Below are 19,573 nucleotides of genomic sequence, written 5' to 3' on the forward strand. Positions count from 1 at the left end.
TCATCATGTAAGTAACTGCTACTTACGCTGAAAATCATACAAACAGCTCATTTAAAAGTGCTTTTTTCAAGTTTTTGAGTTTTTCTAGCTTACGCTGATGAAGGGTGATGTGTTGGTCTAGGGTGGAGAAGAAAGTGCCGATGGCTTCTTGTTCAGCATGTGTCGGCAATTTTATATTAAAGTCACTAAGAACTTCCTTAGTAATTGTTTTGATTGTTCCACCTGGGGCACTTTTTGCTTCTTCAATGAATTTTTGTTTTATTACATAAGCCCAAAACAAATTATCAATTGGTAAGTAAAAATTTTCAAAAATCAGCACCGTTCTATCTATGAAAGCTCCATATTGGGTAATCGCAACACGACCAATACTACCTTGTAAAGTAACTAGGACAGATCCTTTCTCAGCATAAACACTAAGTGGCTGTGCTTTTTTACTAATTTTTTGTTTAGTATCCTCTACTAAATTCATCTCATCTGTGACATCTGCAACTTGAACGAAAGGCATTGCACCATCACCATCATACCATTCGCTATTTCCGTAAGGTTGCGGAAAAGAACCACGTCTAAATCTAGCCACTTCCCCCAACTTCCGCAGTTCCCAATCGTCAGTAAATCCAGGAAAACGGCGTTTTGGCACACGCTCTCCTTCAGCGGGGAACATTTCGCTCAGATATGCTTGTTTTACACTCTTTAATTTGTCAAGCTTACGCTGATGAAGGGTGATTTGTTGGTCCAGCGTGGAGAAGAAAGTGCCGATGGCTTCTTGTTCGGAAAAAGATTTTGGAAAAAATAATGCAATATCTAAAAAGTCATTTGCAGATATATTTAGTAACCCATGATTTCTCGCACCTTCTGCTGCCACTGCCTGTACTTCTTTATGCCACAAATTCGTATCAAAATAAGTTACTAAAAAGTTCGAACTAACTCGTTCAGGATTAGATATTCCAAATACAATATAAAGCGTGGATAAAACACCCATATCATATCTATCTAACCGTTTCACAGCTCCCCAAGGTGCATCATAAGAGGTACTTTTGTTGTATGCGAATTCACCATTTTTTAAAAGGTAATAACCACTTACATCCTTACTTGCTATCCTCTTATCAAAAAATTCAGTTTGATCAATAAGTCCATGTTGAGCAGATATTGTTAATGCTAATTCAGTAAGTAATTCACTATTTTTCCTAGTAACTCTTGTAACTACTTCCCCCAACTTCCGCAGTTCCCAAGCGGGGTCATTTTCAAACGCTTTGAAGCGGCGTTTGGGGATATTCTTATCTTTGTTCGGCATTGCTATATTCCCCCAACTTCGTTCGATTTTTCTTCTATTTTCAGAAAATTGCAGAAAGTGGCTGTTGGTGATTTTCTTTCACTGGATTTTTGGGCTGTAAAATAGCTTTTGTTGAAAATTTCTTTCATCACCTTCATGATAACACCACCAGTTCTTTCATCAGATTTTCAAGTTCTCTTTCAAGCAGAGCGATTTCTGCATCCATATCGTCCAATGTTTCAGCATAGCGATTGTGAAGTTCTTCGATAATGGCAATTTCTGCCTTTAATGGCAATTCAACCAGTTCAAGTGCCTTATCAGTCACATGACCAAACCATTTTTTATAGAGGAGTTGGTCAACTTCTTCATCTGTCAAGACTTGGATACGATTGGACACCAATTCCTTGAGTTCCTGCTCCTTGGTCTTGATGTCCTTAGCTAATGTCGATTTTTCCTTGGCTAGATCATCTACCTGCTTCAAGAAGCCAAATTCTGTAGAGCCTTTTACTGCTTGTTTCAGAGCAGCCTTGACCAATTTGCCTTCAAAACTATCCAGTGCTTCGCCATCTTCATTCTTTTTCAAGACATCAAAGAGGGCATTATACTCATCGCTATCTTCCACCTTGGCATTTTCAACCAATTCACTGACTTCACTGTCAATTTCTGAAATCCTGTTTTTCAGGCTGTCAATATGGGCAAGTTCATCACCGTAGCACTCACTAGCAATCAGGCTATTTGGGATAATCACCCCATTCCAGCCATCTTGAACCTTCTCCTTGTTCTTCCCTTTAGCCACCATATTGGGCTCACGGGTACGCCCAGCCTCATAAAAGCCTAATTGCTCAATCAATTCAGCATCATGGGTCAGGGTCTTGGTCCAAATTTCTGCGATGATTTGATAACCTTCGTAGATATCAATTTGGTCAAACTGGGACAAGCGTTTCTTAATATCTGCCAGCATTGCTTCTTTCAATAATCTTGTATTGGTTTCCGTTTGTAAACGATGCAATTTTGTCCAATATTCTTCGATAAAGGCCGCAATAGTTGACTGGACTTGTTCATATTCTGCCCGAACAACTGGGCTGGATAAGACTGCTCTTGAAAACTCTTCAAGGGTCTGATTCAAAGTTAAGTAGCCTGGACGGTTTTCACTAAAGGCATTGTCCAAAACCTCTTTGACTGTCTGATTGAGCACCCTCAAGGACTGAATATTTTTCTTTGGAATACCACCATATAGATGCGCATCCACATCATGGGGAATTTCTTCATCCAGAGCAGTCACATAGCGTGGAATATTCATGTTATAGTCATTTTGGATCAATTCCTGACGACTTGCCAAGTGACTGTAACCATCTTCTTCCGTTCTGTTCGTATAGACATCTACAATCTTTGCGATGTCCTTTTCTTGCAAGGCATTTTGCTTACCTGCCTTGATAAAATTGCGTGAGGCATCGATAAAGAGTACAGGCTCATTCAAATCCCGATTTTTCTTGAGGATAATGATACAAACTGGAATACCAGTGTTGGTAAAGAGGTTGCTTGGCAGACCGATAACAGCATCGATTTGATTTTTTTCCAAGAGGCGTTTGCGGATTTCGCCCTCAGCTGCTCCGCGGAAGAGAACACCGTGTGGCAAGACAATGGCCATGGTTCCATGGGTTCCCAGGTGATAGAGGCCGTGTAAAAGGAAGGCAAAATCGCCTTTTGAGTCCGGTGGAAGAACACCAGCGATTTCAAAACGGGGGTCGCTCGGTTTCAAGCCTGAACGGTTCCAATTTTTTACAGAATAAGGTGGGTTCATGACCACCGCATCAAACTGGACACCTTCATTTGGACGTTCTGGATCTTCTGGCCAGTCTTGCGATAGGGTATCACCATTTTTAATACTCATCCTTTCCGGACGGACACCGTGAAGCAAGAGGTTCATACGGGTCAAGTTATAGGTAGCTGTATTCTTCTCCTGACCGTAGTAGTTTAAGCTTTTTTGTTTGTCTTCTGACAGGTGTTTTTTTACGGTCAAAAGGAGGGAACCTGACCCAACCGTTGGGTCATAGATGGATGAAATAGAAGAATTGGTCGCAACAATCTGAGCCATGACTTCGCTAACTTGGTGAGGCGTGTAGAACTCACCCGCCTTTTTACCAGATTCCATGGCAAATTGACCAATCAGGTATTCATAAGCATCTCCCAAGACATCTCCATTTTGCAGGGCAACCATGTCCAAATCCTCGAACAAACGGATGAGGGCTTGAATATTTTTACTGCGTTCATTGAGATTGCTTCCCAGTGCTGTATCTGTCAAGTCAAGGGTTGAGCTGGCAAATAGGCCTTGAAAATCATCCGAACCATTAGCAACAGCGATACTCCGCTCAAACTGGCTCAAGCTATCCGTTACTTTTTGGACTTCAAACCTGCCCTCATTCATATCCTTGACCCAGGTTTGATAGAGGTGCTCAGGACGGACAAAATAACCCAAAACATCCTGGATCATCTTTTCCAATTCCGTACCGTATTCTTGGTGGGCAAGGATGTACTCTTGATACCAATTGCTCTCATTTCCCACACCGGCTGTTGAAGCAAATGTTTTCAGGGTTTGGTCACTTAAAAACTTGTAGAACATGAGCCCAAGCATATAGTCCTTATAACGACTGGCATCCATAGAGCCACGGAGTTCATTGGCACCATTCCATAGACGTAATTTAATCTCTTCAGAAGTAATCATATTTTCTCCTTATTCTTTATAACTTACGCCCAGAAATAGCGTAAGGGCTTTCTATAAAATTATATCATGTAGATAGAAAAATCCCAAGACTTTCCGAAATTTAGACTTCCAAAGCATAAAGAAAACCAGTCCTCAGTAGGTATCTAAGAACTGGTTCTTTTATGATCTATGAAATTGTTCTCTAGGAGCCCCCGACATTTCCCACATCGGTATTTTTTGAGGTCAATGCGGCGCTTGCGCTGGTAGACTTGTCCACAGGACTGGCAGCTGTAAATCAGACTAGGCTTGGAAGTTTCTACCAGTTTAGGAGCATAGCGCAGGCCGTCCACCGCAGCCAGCAGTTGCTTGAAGTCCCGGTCCCCATGCCGATAGCCTTTCTTCTCAAAGTAAAGATGGTAATGGCAGAGCTCGTGGCGGACAATCTTCCGAAAGACTTCTAGGCCTTGCTCCTCCAAGTGCTTGGGATTAAAGTCCAAATGGCCATCTTTAGGAAAGAAGCGACCACCCGTTGACCTCAATCGTCTGTTCCAGACAGCTTGGTGCCGAAATTCCTTACCGAAGTCTTGCAGGGAAACTTCCTGCACATACTTATTCAGATCCATTTGGTTTCAAAAGGCTAAGACCGATACGGTTGCGTTTGATATCCACTTCAGCCACCCAGACGGTTACAATTTCCCCAACTGCAAGAACTTCGCTTGGATGTGGTAAGGCTTGTTGGCGTCCATTTTTATCCCGTTTACGTTTGACCATGCGTGAAATATGGACCAGCCCATCTTCATGGACACCGATATCCACAAAGGCTCCAAAGTCCACGATATTGCGGACCGTACCTTGCAATTCCTGTCCGACTACAAGGTCCTTAACATCCAAGACATCTTGACGGAGGACTGGTGCTTCAAAGTCATCCCGTAAATCACGACCTGGCTTGAGCAAGTCTGCGATGATGTCCTTCAAGGTTTCCTGACCGACACCAATTTTTTCTGCCGTATCAGCGATAGCAACCTGCTTTAATTTTTCCTGCGCAGCCTCATCTAAGTGGTCAATGTCTAGCAGTGCCAACAAGTTCTCTACAGCCTTGTAAGACTCAGGGTGCACGCCAGTATTGTCCAAAAAGTTAGTCGCATCTGGGATGCGTAAGAAACCAGCTGCCTGCTCAAAGGCCTTGTCACCCAGACGAGGCACCTTCTTGAGCTGCTGACGAGAAGTCAGGGCTCCATTTTCCTCACGGTACTTGACGATGTTCTCCGAAATGGTCTTGTTGAGGCCGGCCACATGGGCAAGGAGGGCTGGACTGGCCGTATTGACATTGACACCGACCTGGTTGACCACCGTATCAACCACAAAGTCCAGGCTCTCAGACAGAGATTTCTGGTTGACATCGTGCTGGTACTGGCCGACACCGATGGACTTGGGATCGATTTTGACCAATTCAGCCAGAGGGTCTTGCAGACGGCGGGCGATGGAAATGGCAGAGCGTTTCTCGACGGGGAGGTCTGGAAACTCGTATCGCGCCAGCTCAGAAGCTGAATAGACAGAAGCTCCGCTTTCATTGACGATGACGTAAGAAACTTCTGGGAAATCCTTGAGCAAATCAGCGACGAAGGCTTCAGATTCACGGCTGGCCGTTCCATTTCCGATAGCTATGATTTCCACCTGATATTGCCCAATCAAATCTGCTAAGTCTTTTTTTGCCTGAGCAATTTGTCGCTGACCAGCCGGCTCAACTGGATAGATGACCTGGGTTGTCAAGAGCTTTCCAGTCTGATCTACCACGGCTAGCTTGGCCCCTGTTCGAAAGGCTGGGTCAAAACCAAGAACAACCTTGCCTTTGAGGGGAGATACAAGGAGCAGATTGCGGAGGTTTTTAGAGAAGAGCTGGATTGCGCCCTCTTCTGCTTCTTCCGTCAATTCTGTCCGAATACGGCGCTCCATGGCAGGTAGAATTTTCTTCTTAATAGCCTGCTGAATGACATCCTTAATGTAGCTATTAGACTGTGGAAAACGCAACTCAAAGAAACGAACCATTTTATCCACATTGTGCTCAAAAGAAACCTTGAGAACACCTAATTTTTCCCCACGGTTAATGGCAAGGGTCTTATAGCCCTGCATCTTCGCCACTTTCTCAGAAAAATCATAGTAAATCTGAAAGACTTCCTTCTCGTCTGCTTCTTGATCTTTTAGCTCTGAAGTCAGGCTTGAATTGGTTTGTACTTCATGGTAGACCCAGGCCCGAAGTTTATTGTCTTCTGAGATAGCTTCCACCAAAATATCCACAGCACCAGCCAAGCAAGCCTGAGCAGTGTCAAATCCCTCGCAGATAAAACCAGCCGCCTGCTCTTCCAAGTCAGCCACATTCTGCAAAATCAACCGAGCCAGCGGGAATAGTCCAGCCTCACGCGCCACCGTTGCCTTGGTCCGACGTTTTTCCTTATAAGGCAGGTAGAGTTCTTCCACATCTGCCAACTTTTCCGCTTCCTCGATAGCCTGACGGAGCTGGTCTGTCAACTTACCCTGCTCTTCAATCTTGGCAAGGACAGTAGCCTTACGGTCAGCTAGAGCAGTCAAGGCCTTATCCCGATCAATGATAGACTTGATGACTACTTCATCCAAATTCCCCGTCACATCCTTCCGATAACGAGCGATAAAGGGAATGGTGTTGCCTTCAGCCGTCAAAGAGAGGACCGTATCAATCTGTTTTAAACTAACGCCCAATTCCTGAGCAATTTTCAAATATTTTTCTTCCATAGCTACTATTATAGCATGAAAGTGGTAGGTTGGAGATGATAAAAGGGAGTGGGAAAGAACTCGACTAGTCAAAAAGAGTTCGTCTTCCCACCCCCGCACAGTTGATTAGGTCAGATTTGGAGTGTGAAACACGAACAAATCTGCCAATCAACCACTGCGCTGAGATAGTGACACGAACTCTGAGAAGTGTCTTTGGACTATATGCCCAGCATCTCCAATATTAAAATTCTGCCAAATCCGGATCCAACTGTCCTTTTAGACCTGTCAATGTATCCAACTGAGCAACTGCTTCAGGACTAATGACCAAATCTTCTATCTCCAAATTAGCCTTGATGTTTTCTGGGCTGGTTGATTTTGGCAAGGGTAGGAAGCCTTTTTCCAAGGACCAAGCTAGTGCCAGTTGGGCAACGCTGCAGCCTGCTTCCTTGGCCAAGTCTGCGGCTTCTTGACTTTGGAAGAGGGTTCCTGTACCAAATGGACTATAGGCCTCCAAGAGAATGCCCTTGGATTTACAGTAGGCAACTAATTCTGGCTGAGGAGTTCCTGGTGCCAGCATAATCTGGTTGACCATGGGTGTGATTTCAGCCGTTTCAAGCAAACCTTCCAGGTGATGTTCCATAAAGTTAGACACCCCGATAGCCTTGACCTTACCTGCACGATACAAGTCTTCCAAGGCTTTCCAAACTTGGGCATTGCGTTCCTTCCAGCCGATGCCGTCACGAATGGCCTTTGGATTTGGCCAGTGGATAAGGAGTAGGTCCAGATAATCCACGCCCAGCTTGGTCATGGATCCTTCAACTGATGCCAGTGTGTCCTCCACACCAATCTTGTCATTCCATACCTTGGTTGTCAGGAAAATATCCTCACGTGCCACACTGCTATCAGCAATGGCCTGACCGACGCTGGCTTCGTTGCCGTAAATTTGAGCCGTGTCAATGTGACGATAACCTGCTTCCAAAGCGTAGAGAACCGCACGATGCGCTTCTTCGCCGTCAGGAATTTGCCAGGTGCCAAAGGCGATTTTTGGAATGGAAACACCATTTGATAATTGATATGTCTTCATAAAAGACCTCCTGTATGTTCTAGTTCCAGTATAACCTAAATTGTAAGCCCTGACAAAAATTTTGTAGAAAAAAGACACCCGAAGGTGTCTGCTCACATTAATCTGGCTCTATAATTTCTGTAGTGGGTAAAACCACCATGGAGATTGTGGAGCCTTTTGGAGTGTAGAAAAAAGTCCCATATGACCTATAATGAAAAGCGACTAAACAACTCATTAGAAAGGGTTCATATGGAACAACTAAATCTTATCACAAATTTTCTCAGAATTAAAGACAAAAATATTACTATCTCTAATGAATATGACCTGGGAACTCACTTAGAACTCCACGGTCACTTGGATTACACAGCCCCTAAATGCCCAAAATGCAAGGGACAAATGGCAAAATACGACTTCCAGAAGGCCTCCAAAATTCCCTACCTAGAAACTGCTGGCTATCCCTTACTTATCCGCCTTAGAAAGCGTCGTTTCAAGTGCAAGGAATGTGGGAAAATAGCGGTCGCTGAAACTCCTCTTGTCAAGAAGAACCACCAAATCGCTGTCGCAGTTAACCAGAAGATCGCTCAATTACTCATCGAAAATCAAGCAATGACACATATCGCACACAGGCTATCCATCTCAACATCATCAGTTATTCGAAAACTAAATGAGTTCAAGTTTGAAACGGATTGGAACAAGCTTCCAGAAGTCATGTCCTGGGACGAGTATGCCTTCAAGAAGGGGAAGATGAGCTTTATCGCACAAGATTTCAACTCCCTGAATGTCATAACCATTCTGGACGGAAGAACTCAAGCAACCATTCGAAACCACTTTCTGCGCTATCCTAGAAAGGTTAGAAATCGGGTCAAAGTCATTACCATGGATATGTTTAGTCCCTACTACAAATTGGCTAGACAACTATTTCCAAACGCCAAGATTGTACTCGACCGCTTTCATATCGTGCAACACCTTAGTCGTGCTATGAACCGTGTCCGTATTCAAATTATGAACCAACTTGATAGAAAATCGCAGGAATACCGAGCCTTGAAACGCTACTGGAAATTGATACAACAGGATAGTCGTAAACTCAGCGATAAACGATTTTATCGCCCTATGTTTCGGATGCATTTAACCAACAAGGAAATTCTAGAAAAACTCCTATCCTACTCAGATGAGCTCCGACAGCACTATGAACTCTATCAATTTCTCTTGTTCCATTTCCAAGAGAAAAATTCAGATCATTTCTTCAGTCTCATCGAACAGGAAATAGCCTCTGTTAATCCTATTTTCCAGACGGTATTTAAGACATTTCTAAAGGATAAAGACAAGGTTTTAAACGCCATGGAATTGCCTTATTCCAATGCCAAACTGGAAGCTACCAACAATCTCATCAAAGTCATTAAGAGAAATGCCTTTGGTTTTAGGAACTTTGAAAACTTTAGAAAACGCATTTTGATTGCTTTGAACATAAAGAAAGAGAGAACGAATTTCGTCCTCTCTAGGTGTTAGCTTTTCATCTACCCACTACAGTTGACAAAGAGCCATTAATCTTTAAAACTTATCTTTCGAAATTGATTTTTTTCGCTAACTTATCAATCACTACTGCACCAACCAATAGGGACAGCAATTCTCCACCTGCAGTTGTCAACCAAGTCAAGAAGAATGGCAAATCATACAAGAATTTCAACTCTAGAGCGATTGTAAACATGGTCGCTGCAAAAAAGAATGAGAAATAGAAGAATGCCTTGTTAAACAAGCCTCCGAAGAGATAGTCTTTCTTGTATTTTTCAAAGAGAATCACCCCAAGGCTAACAAAGACAAGGGTTGAAAATCCACCTACAAAGAGGTCAATCACACCGAAACCAATCAAGTTGGAAATCATACAACCGATGGTCACGGCAATAATATACTTACGGTTGTAAAAGGCCAAGAAATTGAGCATTTCTGACAAGCGGAACTGAATGGCTCCGAAGGAAATGGCGTTCAATGGTGGTGTCAGAGTCAAAGCCACATAGATAGCCGCAACAAGAGCAATCTCTGCCATATCTCTGGCAGTCCATTTAGATGTATTCATGAAAATTCTCCTTTAGCAAAATGCTTGTAATATGCTTGGGTAAAGTGAGCAAGCCCCAAGGGTCATTGAAAATTCAACAACGTTGTCTAGTATAGCATATTTTCCAAAAAAATGGTAGACTATTCCTTATGAAAAAGCTATTTTATCAACTCATAAACAACGAAGTCATTCTTTATTTGATTGCAGGTGTCGCAGCAACCCTGGTCTATATGGTCACTCGAATGGGACTATTTCTAGTCATCCCTTCCATTCTCCTAGTCACCCTTTTGGCAAATGCGGTTGCCATCCTCTTTGCCTTCTGGACCAACGACCGTTTTGTCTTTAAGCAAGAACATAATGGCTGGCCTCAGCGACTGGTCAAGTTTGTATCTGCCCGCATCGCAACCTTGGTTATGGATATGGCCCTAGCCTACTTGCTAGTTCAAGCCTATCCACAATTGATAGGGCAGTTCGTCAATCATGACCTAGCACTTGTCAATGTCATTTCCACACTCTTCTCACAGGTATTGGTTATCGTGCTCAACTATTTCTTGAGTAAATTGTTTATTTTTAAAGATACGAAATGAGGCTCCGAACGGAACCTCACTTTTTTTACAAATATAACTTGTTTTTCCAAGCTTATTCTTTATCTATCGGTGTAAAGCGACTTTTTATTCTGTTCAAGATGGAAACAATATCCCCATCTCTTGCATGAAATTCTTCTACTTGCATACTTTGAACGCTGGCATTGATAACCGCTCCAATAATCAAGACCTGAGCCATAAATATAAACCAGAGCATGAAAACTAGGAAGATAACGGCTGTAACCATACGAAAATCCAACAAGCGATTGGCATAGTTATCCACATAGATAGTGAAAAGCTTGCCAACGGATGTCATAACCAAAAGAACAAAGCTTGTTCCAGGCAGAATATAGCGGATTTTCTGAATACGAATATTGGGTAAGAAAAAATAGAGCATCAACAGACCTACAAATAAGGCGATTAGACCCACTAATTGCGTCTGACTAAGCAGTCCTCTTAGCCACTGATTATTTAGCGGAAAAAGTTGACTAAGATAAGAAATAATGACCTGACCAAAAGTCAGGAGGGTCATACTCAGCAGAATAATGACTTGTAAACCAATTCCTAAAAATATGCCTATCAAATGCCCGACAATAAAATCTCGATGCTCATTGATACCATAGGCCTTGTTGACGGCCTTTTGCAAGATGGTCATACTGCGCGACAGGGTCCACAGGGTCGTCGCAATCGAAATTCCTAACCAAGACGACGACGGCTTGGTCAAAATAGAGGTGATAAAGTCCGATACTGAAGGATAGAGCCTGTCAGGTACAAATTCAGCCACAACCGACAAAACCAAGTCAATGTCGAATGGAAAATACGGAAGTAGATTGGCCAAGGTTAACAAAATCGGAAAAATACCGATTAGCAAATAGTAGGCCACCGCCACACTGGTCACATCTATATCCGCATTCCGATAAAAAGAAAAGAAGGTCGAGCAGAATGTTTTCAAACCTTCAATTATTTTGGTTTTCTTCATTCCCTCTCCTTCTCTCTAGCTATTTTAATAGGTTCCCTCTTCACCTTGACTTGTCAAAATGACCGGACCATCTTTGGTAATGACAAATTGATGTTCATATTGGCAAGATAGACCACCATCAAGTGTCTTATGAGCCCAGCCAGTCTTCATATCCGTGTCAATTTCCCAGGTACCAGTGTTAATCATTGGCTCGATGGTCAAGACCATCCCCTCACGCAAGCGAAGTCCACGGCCTTTTGTTCCATAGTGGGGAACCATTGGCTCTTCGTGGAAGGTTGGACCCACACCGTGACCCACCAAGTCACGAACAACACCATAGCCAAGCCCCTCAGCATATTCTTGAATAGCAGCACCGATATCGCCGATACGATTACCAACAACCGCTTGCTCGATACCGCGGTACAAACATTCCTTGGTCACATCCATCAAGTTTTGCACTTCTTCAGACACCTGACCAACTGCATAAGCCCAACAAGAGTCTGCACAACCACCACGATAAGACTGGGTGATTTTCTTCATAGCCTTGACATCATTGAAGTTGAGCTTAGACACGTCAACAACTGATTTGTCCAGAGGCTCACTGAGTACCATATCAACCTTGAGCAAATCGCCTTCTTTCAGCTTATAATGGCGTGGAAAGGCATGGGCTACTTCATCATTGAGCCCGCAGCAAGTTGCATAAGGATAATCCATCAACTCACCATCAACACCAATTTGAAGGGGCAAGACATTTTTCTCCTTACAGGTTTTACGGACATATTCTTCCACTTCCCACATGTCCACGCCTGGTTTGATAATCTCACGCAAACCGATATGGACACCTGCTAGCACATCGCCAGCACGGTTCATGGCATCAATTTCTCTTTGTGATTTAATGGTAATCATTCAATTTCTCCTACATTTCTCATCTAAAATCAGCCCTTTTCAAGCTAAATCTTAGGTATTTTCTCATTTTATGGCTGTAGCGGTCACTGCCACGATATTGCTCCACTTGTACAAAACCCGTTTTTTGGGCAACCATCTGACTGGCCCGATTTTCCTCATGGGTGATGATGGTCAATTCCTTTAACCCGATTTCATAAAAAGTCAGAAAGACCAGATTTTTCACCGCTTCCGTCATCAGCCCTTGACCCCAGTAGTCTTTTTTTAGGAAATAGCTGAGCTCCGCAGTAAGTTGACCTTCATCGATTTTTTCAAAACAAAGCGCACCAATCATCCGCCCTGAAACCTTGTCAATCAAGGCCCAATTTCCCAAAGGACTACGCATAAATTTCTCAACCATGGTCGCAAGAGCCAGGTTCTTATCTTTCAAGGCTGGAAAGATAAAAGGAAGATTTTCAGGATGTGCAACAATCGCATAGAAATCATTCCCATCTTCATAAGAAAAGGGCCTCAAAATCAACCGTTCTGTTTCAAAGCAAGCACATTTAGCCAGACTTGTCCAAATTGTCATAGTGTACCCAAGGGGCTGAGAAATTCTCCCAGCCCCAGTTTGTTTGATTAAGTAAAAATTGTATTTGAGGGCCGTCCTAGTCCTCAATCAACTGAATGTCAGCCCCAAGCTCAGTCAATTTCTCAATAATGTTTGAGTAGCCACGCAAGATAAACTCAATATTGGTAATTTCTGTACGACCTTGTGCCATCAAACCAGCAATAACCATGGCTGCTCCGGCCCGCAAATCCGTTGCCTTAACTGATGCACCAGTCAATTGATTTGGACCTTCAAAGGCAATATAATTGCTACGAGTTGAAATGTTTGCACCCATATTGGCCAATTCCTGCACATGACCGACACGTTTTTCATAAATGGTATCGATAATTTTTCCAGTTCCCTCTGCTGTCAAAAGGAGCGGTGTAATTGGCTGTTGCAAATCTGTCGCAAAACCAGGATATGGAGAGGTTTTGATGCTCACAGCCTTCAATTTTTCTTGTTTTTCAACAAAGATACTGTCTTCAGAAACGGTCATGCGAACGCCCATTTCTTCCAACTTAGCGATAAAGCTTTCCAGGTGTTCATAAAGGACATTATCAATGCGGATACCTTCACCTACTGCGGCAGCAAGCGCAATATAGGTTCCAGCTTCAATCCGGTCTGGAATCACTTGGTGACGGGTTCCATGAAGGCTATCGACACCGTCGATAGTAATGATGTCTGTACCAGCACCACGAATATGGGCACCCATGTTATTCAGAAGTGTTGCAACGTCAATGATTTCAGGCTCACGAGCTGCGTTTTCAATGACTGTACGACCCTCAGCTTTAACAGCAGCCAAAATCGTATTGATAGTTGCCCCAACGCTGACCACATCCATGAAGATATGAGCTCCTTGGATACGTTGACCATTGGTCGCCAAACGCATATAGTCACCTTCATAGGTTGTTTCAGCACCCATAGCCGCAAAGGCCTTCAAGTGCAAGTCAATGGGACGTGGACCCAAATCACAGCCACCAGGCAAGCCCACAACTGCTTGACCGAAGCGACCAAGGAGGGAACCGTAGAAATAGTAAGAGGCTCGCAAGCTATTGATTTTACCAAATGGCATAGGCATATCTTGTACACCACGAGGGTCAATTTCAAGCGTTTCCCCATCACGCTTAACAGTCGCCCCCATAGTTTCCATAATATCAATCAAACTATCAACGTCTGAAATAGCTGGCACACCATCCAGTGTGACAATTCCATCCGCAAGAATAATGGCAGGAATTAAAGCAACGACTGAATTCTTAGCCCCACTAACTGTTACAGACCCTTTCAGTGTTTTTCCACCATTGATAACGATTTTTCTCATACTAACTAATCTCTTTCTCTTATTGCCCCAAAAAGGCATACGTTTTATTCTACCACAAGGCAAGATAAAAAGCTAGATATTTGATACATAAAAGAAAGACGAGGCTGGGCAAAAAGCCCAGGCTCTATAATTTCTGTAGTGGGTAAAACCACCATGGAGATTGTGGAGCCTTTTGGAGTGTAGAAAAAAGTCCCATATGACCTATAATGAAAAGCGACTAAACAACTCATTAGAAAGGGTTCATATGGAACAACTAAATCTTATCACAAATTTTCTCAGAATTAAAGACAAAAATATTACTATCTCTAATGAATATGACCTGGGAACTCACTTAGAACTCCACGGTCACTTGGATTACACAGCCCCTAAATGCCCAAAATGCAAGGGACAAATGGCAAAATACGACTTCCAGAAGGCCTCCAAAATTCCCTACCTAGAAACTGCTGGCTATCCCTTACTTATCCGCCTTAGAAAGCGTCGTTTCAAGTGCAAGGAATGTGGGAAAATAGCGGTCGCTGAAACTCCTCTTGTCAAGAAGAACCACCAAATCGCTGTCGCAGTTAACCAGAAGATCGCTCAATTACTCATCGAAAATCAAGCAATGACACATATCGCACACAGGCTATCCATCTCAACATCATCAGTTATTCGAAAACTAAATGAGTTCAAGTTTGAAACGGATTGGAACAAGCTTCCAGAAGTCATGTCCTGGGACGAGTATGCCTTCAAGAAGGGGAAGATGAGCTTTATCGCACAAGATTTCAACTCCCTGAATGTCATAACCATTCTGGACGGAAGAACTCAAGCAACCATTCGAAACCACTTTCTGCGCTATCCTAGAAAGGTTAGAAATCGGGTCAAAGTCATTACCATGGATATGTTTAGTCCCTACTACAAATTGGCTAGACAACTATTTCCAAACGCCAAGATTGTACTCGACCGCTTTCATATCGTGCAACACCTTAGTCGTGCTATGAACCGTGTCCGTATTCAAATTATGAACCAACTTGATAGAAAATCGCAGGAATACCGAGCCTTGAAACGCTACTGGAAATTGATACAACAGGATAGTCGTAAACTCAGCGATAAACGATTTTATCGCCCTATGTTTCGGATGCATTTAACCAACAAGGAAATTCTAGAAAAACTCCTATCCTACTCAGATGAGCTCCGACAGCACTATGAACTCTATCAATTTCTCTTGTTCCATTTCCAAGAGAAAAATTCAGATCATTTCTTCAGTCTCATCGAACAGGAAATAGCCTCTGTTAATCCTATTTTCCAGACGGTATTTAAGACATTTCTAAAGGATAAAGACAAGGTTTTAAACGCCATGGAATTGCCTTATTCCAATGCCAAACTGGAAGCTACCAACAATCTCATCAAAGTCATTAAGAGAAATGCCTTTGGTTTTAGGAACTTTGAAAACTTTAGAAAACGCATTTTGATTGCTTTGAACATAAAGAAAGAGAGAACGAATTTCGTCCTCTCTAGGTGTTAGCTTTTCATCTACCCACTACAGTTGACAAAGAGCCAAAGCCCAACCTCGCTTCTCAGGGTTCGTGTCAACATCTCAGCGCAGTGGTTGATTGGCAGATTTGGTCGTGTTTTACACTCCAAATCTGACCTAATCAACTGTGCGGGGGCGGGAAGACGAACTCTTTTTTGACCAGTCGAGTTCTTTCCCGCTCCCATCCTAAAAATCATCTATTTCTATCACTCATTTACAGCAGACTTTAATGCTTCTACCTTATCCAAGCGTTCCCATGGCAAGTCAATATCTGTCCGACCCATGTGACCATAGGCTGCCGTTTGCTTATAAATCGGACGTTTGAGGTCTAGCATTTGAATAATACCAGCTGGACGGAGATCAAAAATCTGACGAACGGCTGCTTCTAACTTGCTCTCAGCTACTGTACTTGTACCAAAGGTATCGATACGAACAGAAACTGGATGAGCAACACCGATGGCATAAGCCAGCTGCACTTCTGCCCGCTTAGCCAAACCAGCAGCTACGATATTTTTTGCGATATAACGTGCCGCATAAGATGCAGAACGGTCCACTTTTGTCGCATCCTTACCAGAGAAGGCACCGCCACCATGACGAGAGTAGCCACCGTAGGTATCAACGATAATCTTACGACCTGTCAGACCTGAGTCCCCTTGAGGTCCACCAATGACAAAGCGACCAGTTGGGTTGATAAAATAGTTGGTTTGTTCATCCAGGTATTGAGCTGGAATAATATCCTTAATGACACGCTCAATGACATCTTGACGAATTTGTTCCTGACTGACTTCCGGATCGTGCTGAGTTGAGATAACGACTGTATCCACACGAACAGGTTGATTGTTTTCATCATACTCAACTGTTACCTGTGACTTAGCATCTGGACGTAGATAAGCAATTTCCCCAGATTTTCGTAATTCTGCCAAACGGCGCACCAATTTGTGACTTAGTGAGATGGGCAATGGCATGAGTTCAGGTGTTTCATCCACTGCAAAACCAAACATGAGTCCCTGGTCACCTGCCCCAATCAAATCCAATGGATCTTGACTAGAATCCTGGCGTGCCTCCAAGGCTTCATTGACTCCTTGGGCAATATCTGGTGACTGCTCCACAAGCGACGGATGTACTCCAACCGACTCCGCAGCAAAACCATACTCACCCTTGGTATAGCCAATCTCAGCAATGGTGTCCCGTACCACGCGGTTAATATCTACATAGGCAGTGGTTGAAATCTCTCCAAAGACATGAACACTACCTGTATAAACAGCCGTTTCCGCCGCTACGTGTGCATCTGGATCCTCTGCTAAAATAGCATCCAAAATAGCATCTGAAATCTGGTCAGCAATCTTATCCGGATGTCCTTCCGATACTGACTCAGACGTAAACAACTTACGTTCTGACATAAAAATGTCCCCCTTAAAATAAATTGTTACTAAGGTTACAAAGAACCGACTGAAAGGAGGTGATTTGCGAAAGACTTCTGTCTTGAGCAAAGAAATAATCCTATCTTCTAGTCGCCTTTTCGGGACCTAATAACGTTTCTAGTATAGCATAGATTAACCGACTATCCTAGTATTTTCTAAAAAATAAAGAGAGGTGTGCAAGACAACCTCCCTTACTAAATAAATTCTGCTTCGGCAATCGCCTTTTTAACAGTTTCCAATGGTAAATGAACCAACTCGCATCCTTTTTCCTTATAAAGATACTGGGCATAGTCGTCCATTCGGTATTCATTGATATAGACGACACGTTGGCAACCAACCTGTAGCAATTGCTTGGAACAATTGAGGCAAGGGAAATGGGTCACATAGGCAGTAAACCCTTTGGGAATTCCCCTTTCCGCTCCTTGTAAAATGGCATTGACTTCCGCATGCAGGGTCCTAGCACAATGACCGTCAATCATGAGGCATTCCTGTTCCAAACAATGCTCGGTTCCTGAAACAGAACCATTATAGCCCGTCGCAATGACCTTATTATCCTTAACCAAAACCGCACCGACCTTGGCCCGCTTACAAGTCGCCCGATTGGCAATCAAGAGAGCTTGGGCCGCAAAATATTCATCCCAGGCTAAACGATTTGTTGACATAATTTCTCCCTTCCACTCAATCCACCATTCCATAAATTTCTGCTATATCTTGTGCCGTAATGATACCAACAATATCTTCAGGAGAATGAAGCTTCTCATTATTTTGACGAGTGACCAAAACAGTTGTCCGTTTTCTTCCTTCAAAATGATTGATCAGCTGGTAAAGGCTTGTATCAGTTGGTAAAATAAGCACCTGAATACTATCCTCCTCGCAAGCCAATACATCTGCCAAACTTGCTTCCACTAATGTATCACGGATTGAGCCTACTTCCTTACTGGCTTTGGCTAACCAGTTGGCCAAACCCTTATCGGACACCAAACCTTGATAAGACCTGCCAGAAAAAATCGGAAACTTGGAAACATGTTCTCGCTCGACGATTTCCAAAGCGCTCATCAATTTGTCCTGACTATCAAATATAATAGGCTTGATCTTCTGAACCTTTTGTAAATAGGTTTCAATGGTCATGGGTGTTTGGTACTGGGCAATGACCTTTTCCAAGACGGCAATCAATTCTGGCGAGGGCTGAGCTACCTCTTTCAAACTCGTTCGTCTTTCGTGGACCATAAGATTACGGAGCTGTCTGGCTACGTAGAGATTATCCCAATTAGCCTCAACGGGATTATGTCGCGTCAATTCCTTGGCTTTGGCCAGCATAGAACCAACATCTGCATATTCCCCATCCGCAACTCCACAGACCTTGCGCAGGACCTTGTCCAAGTCATTGAATAACTCTAAAAAACGGCTTTCATTCATCTTAGTCTACCATTGTTGATTTCAAATAGGCATCGACCATCCGCTCAGTCGCATGGACCGAATCCAAATGGGTCCGCTCGTAAGAATGGCTAGATTCAATTCCTGCACCAAGCAGGGCATGCTTGACATCCGCACCCGCCCGCATAGCTGCTGAAGCATCTGAGCCATAGTAAGGATAGATGTCCAATTTATAAGGAATGCCATCCCTTTCAGCCAAGGCTACCAAGTGTTGACGGAGTTCGTAGTGATAAGGACCTGAGCCGTCCTTGACGCAGATAGAAACCGTGTATTCATCAGTCTGCTGGTCATCTCCCATTGCCCCCATATCGACTGCCAAATATTCAACCACCTGAGCAGGAATGCTGGAGTTAGCTCCGTAGCCAATCTCTTCATTATTGGAGAAATAGAAATGGGTCGTATAAGGCAAGGTGATGCGCTCTTCCTTGTAAACCTTCAAGAGATGCAGCAGGATAGCGGCTGAAACCTTATCATCTAAATGACGGCTCTTGATAAAGCCAGTTTCAGTCACAACGGTCCGTGGATCAAAGGAGATAAAGTCTCCGACTTCAATACCCAAGGCCCGCGTCTGATCTGCATTTGTCACTTTTTCATCCAAACGAATTTCCATATTGGTCTGGTTGCGCTCAGCGGTGCTGGCATCTCGGTAGACATGGACAGAAGTTTGGTGCATCAAAATTGTGCCTGTGAAGGTCTTACCATTCTTGGCACAATGAATCAGGCAGTTTTCTCCCTCAATAGAAGGGTAGCCAAATCCTCCCACCAAATCCATTTTGAGTCGGCCGTCTGGCTTGACTGCACGCACCATGGCACCCAAAGTGTCCAGATGGGCAGTCAGCATCCGGTGTTCCTGGTCATTTTCCCCAAGAACTGTAACTAAAATGCCACCTTTAGCAGTCTTGATAGCCTCATAGCCGAAACTTTCCACCTCTGCCTTGATGTAGTTCATAATGTCCGTCGTATAGCCCGTTGGCGACGGGGTATTGGTCAGTTTAACGATGTAATCAAGTGTCTTCATGAAAACCTC

At 43.5% G+C, this 19,573-nt stretch carries 17 protein-coding genes and 1 riboswitch; of the genes, 3 read left to right on the forward strand and 14 right to left on the reverse strand.

Annotated features, from left to right (window positions below):
* Positions 1-34 precede the first annotated feature (34 nt).
* The 5 genes from PW220_RS07460 to PW220_RS07480 form a co-directional block, all read right to left on the reverse strand.
* Positions 35-1,291: a restriction endonuclease subunit S gene (locus PW220_RS07460; protein WP_248054966.1), complete on the reverse strand. Its 1,257-nt coding sequence runs from the start codon at positions 1,289-1,291 to the stop codon at positions 35-37.
* A gap of 133 nt (positions 1,292-1,424) precedes the next feature.
* Positions 1,425-3,992 carry a type I restriction-modification system subunit M gene (locus tag PW220_RS07465; RefSeq protein WP_248054965.1) on the reverse strand — a complete coding sequence of 856 codons (2,568 nt, stop codon included), beginning with the start codon at positions 3,990-3,992 and terminating at the stop codon, positions 1,425-1,427.
* 143 nt (positions 3,993-4,135) lie between these two features.
* Entirely contained in the window at positions 4,136-4,594 is a 459-nt protein-coding gene (locus PW220_RS07470) for a SprT family protein (RefSeq protein WP_248054964.1), read from the reverse strand.
* Positions 4,581-6,737: a Tex family protein gene (locus tag PW220_RS07475; protein ID WP_248054963.1), complete on the reverse strand. Its 2,157-nt coding sequence runs from the start codon at positions 6,735-6,737 to the stop codon at positions 4,581-4,583. The genes PW220_RS07470 and PW220_RS07475 overlap by 14 nt, the downstream gene beginning before the upstream one ends.
* 220 nt (positions 6,738-6,957) lie before the next feature.
* On the reverse strand, positions 6,958-7,800 hold the full coding sequence (locus PW220_RS07480; protein ID WP_248054962.1) for an aldo/keto reductase: 843 nt from the start codon (positions 7,798-7,800) through the stop codon (positions 6,958-6,960).
* A 228-nt stretch (positions 7,801-8,028) separates the two neighbouring features.
* Here PW220_RS07480 and PW220_RS07485 point away from each other — a divergent pair, with 228 nt between their 5' ends.
* Positions 8,029-9,285, forward strand: a complete 1,257-nt coding sequence (locus tag PW220_RS07485; protein ID WP_192873108.1) for an ISL3 family transposase — start codon at positions 8,029-8,031, stop codon at positions 9,283-9,285.
* Between the two features lie 49 nt (positions 9,286-9,334).
* Here the strand turns inward: PW220_RS07485 and PW220_RS07490 are convergent, their stop codons facing one another.
* Positions 9,335-9,850 (reverse strand): QueT transporter family protein, encoded by a 516-nt coding sequence (locus PW220_RS07490; RefSeq protein ID WP_105118155.1) that lies wholly within the window; start codon positions 9,848-9,850, stop codon positions 9,335-9,337.
* A riboswitch (PreQ1 riboswitch) is annotated at positions 9,848-9,949 on the reverse strand. (Overlaps the previous gene by 3 nt.)
* A 29-nt stretch (positions 9,950-9,978) precedes the next feature.
* On the opposite strand from PW220_RS07490, the gene PW220_RS07495 reads away from it, so the two are divergent.
* Entirely contained in the window at positions 9,979-10,416 is a 438-nt protein-coding gene (locus PW220_RS07495; RefSeq protein ID WP_248055973.1) for a GtrA family protein, read from the forward strand.
* Between the two features lie 52 nt (positions 10,417-10,468).
* Here the strand turns inward: PW220_RS07495 and PW220_RS07500 are convergent, their stop codons facing one another.
* From PW220_RS07500 to PW220_RS07515, 4 genes are all read right to left on the reverse strand, one after another.
* Entirely contained in the window at positions 10,469-11,392 is a 924-nt protein-coding gene (locus tag PW220_RS07500; RefSeq protein ID WP_248055972.1) for a YihY/virulence factor BrkB family protein, read from the reverse strand.
* A gap of 24 nt (positions 11,393-11,416) precedes the next feature.
* Positions 11,417-12,277, reverse strand: a complete 861-nt coding sequence (locus tag PW220_RS07505; protein ID WP_105124719.1) for a methionyl aminopeptidase — start codon at positions 12,275-12,277, stop codon at positions 11,417-11,419.
* Positions 12,278-12,296: 19 nt separating this feature from the next.
* A complete protein-coding gene (locus tag PW220_RS07510) occupies positions 12,297-12,845 on the reverse strand; it encodes a GNAT family N-acetyltransferase (RefSeq protein WP_105124720.1) in 549 nt (182 codons plus the stop codon).
* Between the two features lie 76 nt (positions 12,846-12,921).
* Positions 12,922-14,181 (reverse strand): UDP-N-acetylglucosamine 1-carboxyvinyltransferase, encoded by a 1,260-nt coding sequence (locus tag PW220_RS07515; protein WP_248055971.1) that lies wholly within the window; start codon positions 14,179-14,181, stop codon positions 12,922-12,924.
* Between the two features lie 244 nt (positions 14,182-14,425).
* Here PW220_RS07515 and PW220_RS07520 point away from each other — a divergent pair, with 244 nt between their 5' ends.
* Complete coding sequence (locus tag PW220_RS07520) at positions 14,426-15,682, forward strand: ISL3 family transposase (protein WP_192873108.1); 1,257 nt, start codon at positions 14,426-14,428, stop codon at positions 15,680-15,682.
* Positions 15,683-15,897: 215 nt separating this feature from the next.
* Here the strand turns inward: PW220_RS07520 and metK are convergent, their stop codons facing one another.
* From metK to PW220_RS07540, 4 genes are all read right to left on the reverse strand, one after another.
* Entirely contained in the window at positions 15,898-17,091 is a 1,194-nt protein-coding gene (metK, locus tag PW220_RS07525) for a methionine adenosyltransferase (protein WP_248054072.1), read from the reverse strand.
* Between the two features lie 215 nt (positions 17,092-17,306).
* Positions 17,307-17,774: a deoxycytidylate deaminase gene (locus tag PW220_RS07530; protein WP_172050091.1), complete on the reverse strand. Its 468-nt coding sequence runs from the start codon at positions 17,772-17,774 to the stop codon at positions 17,307-17,309.
* A 16-nt stretch (positions 17,775-17,790) separates the two neighbouring features.
* A complete protein-coding gene (locus tag PW220_RS07535; RefSeq protein ID WP_248054071.1) occupies positions 17,791-18,528 on the reverse strand; it encodes a CBS domain-containing protein in 738 nt (245 codons plus the stop codon).
* Position 18,529: 1 nt separating this feature from the next.
* Positions 18,530-19,564: a M42 family metallopeptidase gene (locus PW220_RS07540; protein ID WP_248054070.1), complete on the reverse strand. Its 1,035-nt coding sequence runs from the start codon at positions 19,562-19,564 to the stop codon at positions 18,530-18,532.
* Positions 19,565-19,573 lie beyond the last annotated feature (9 nt).

Source organism: Streptococcus sp. 29892 (assembly GCF_032594935.1).
Classification (GTDB): domain Bacteria; phylum Bacillota; class Bacilli; order Lactobacillales; family Streptococcaceae; genus Streptococcus; species Streptococcus hyiners.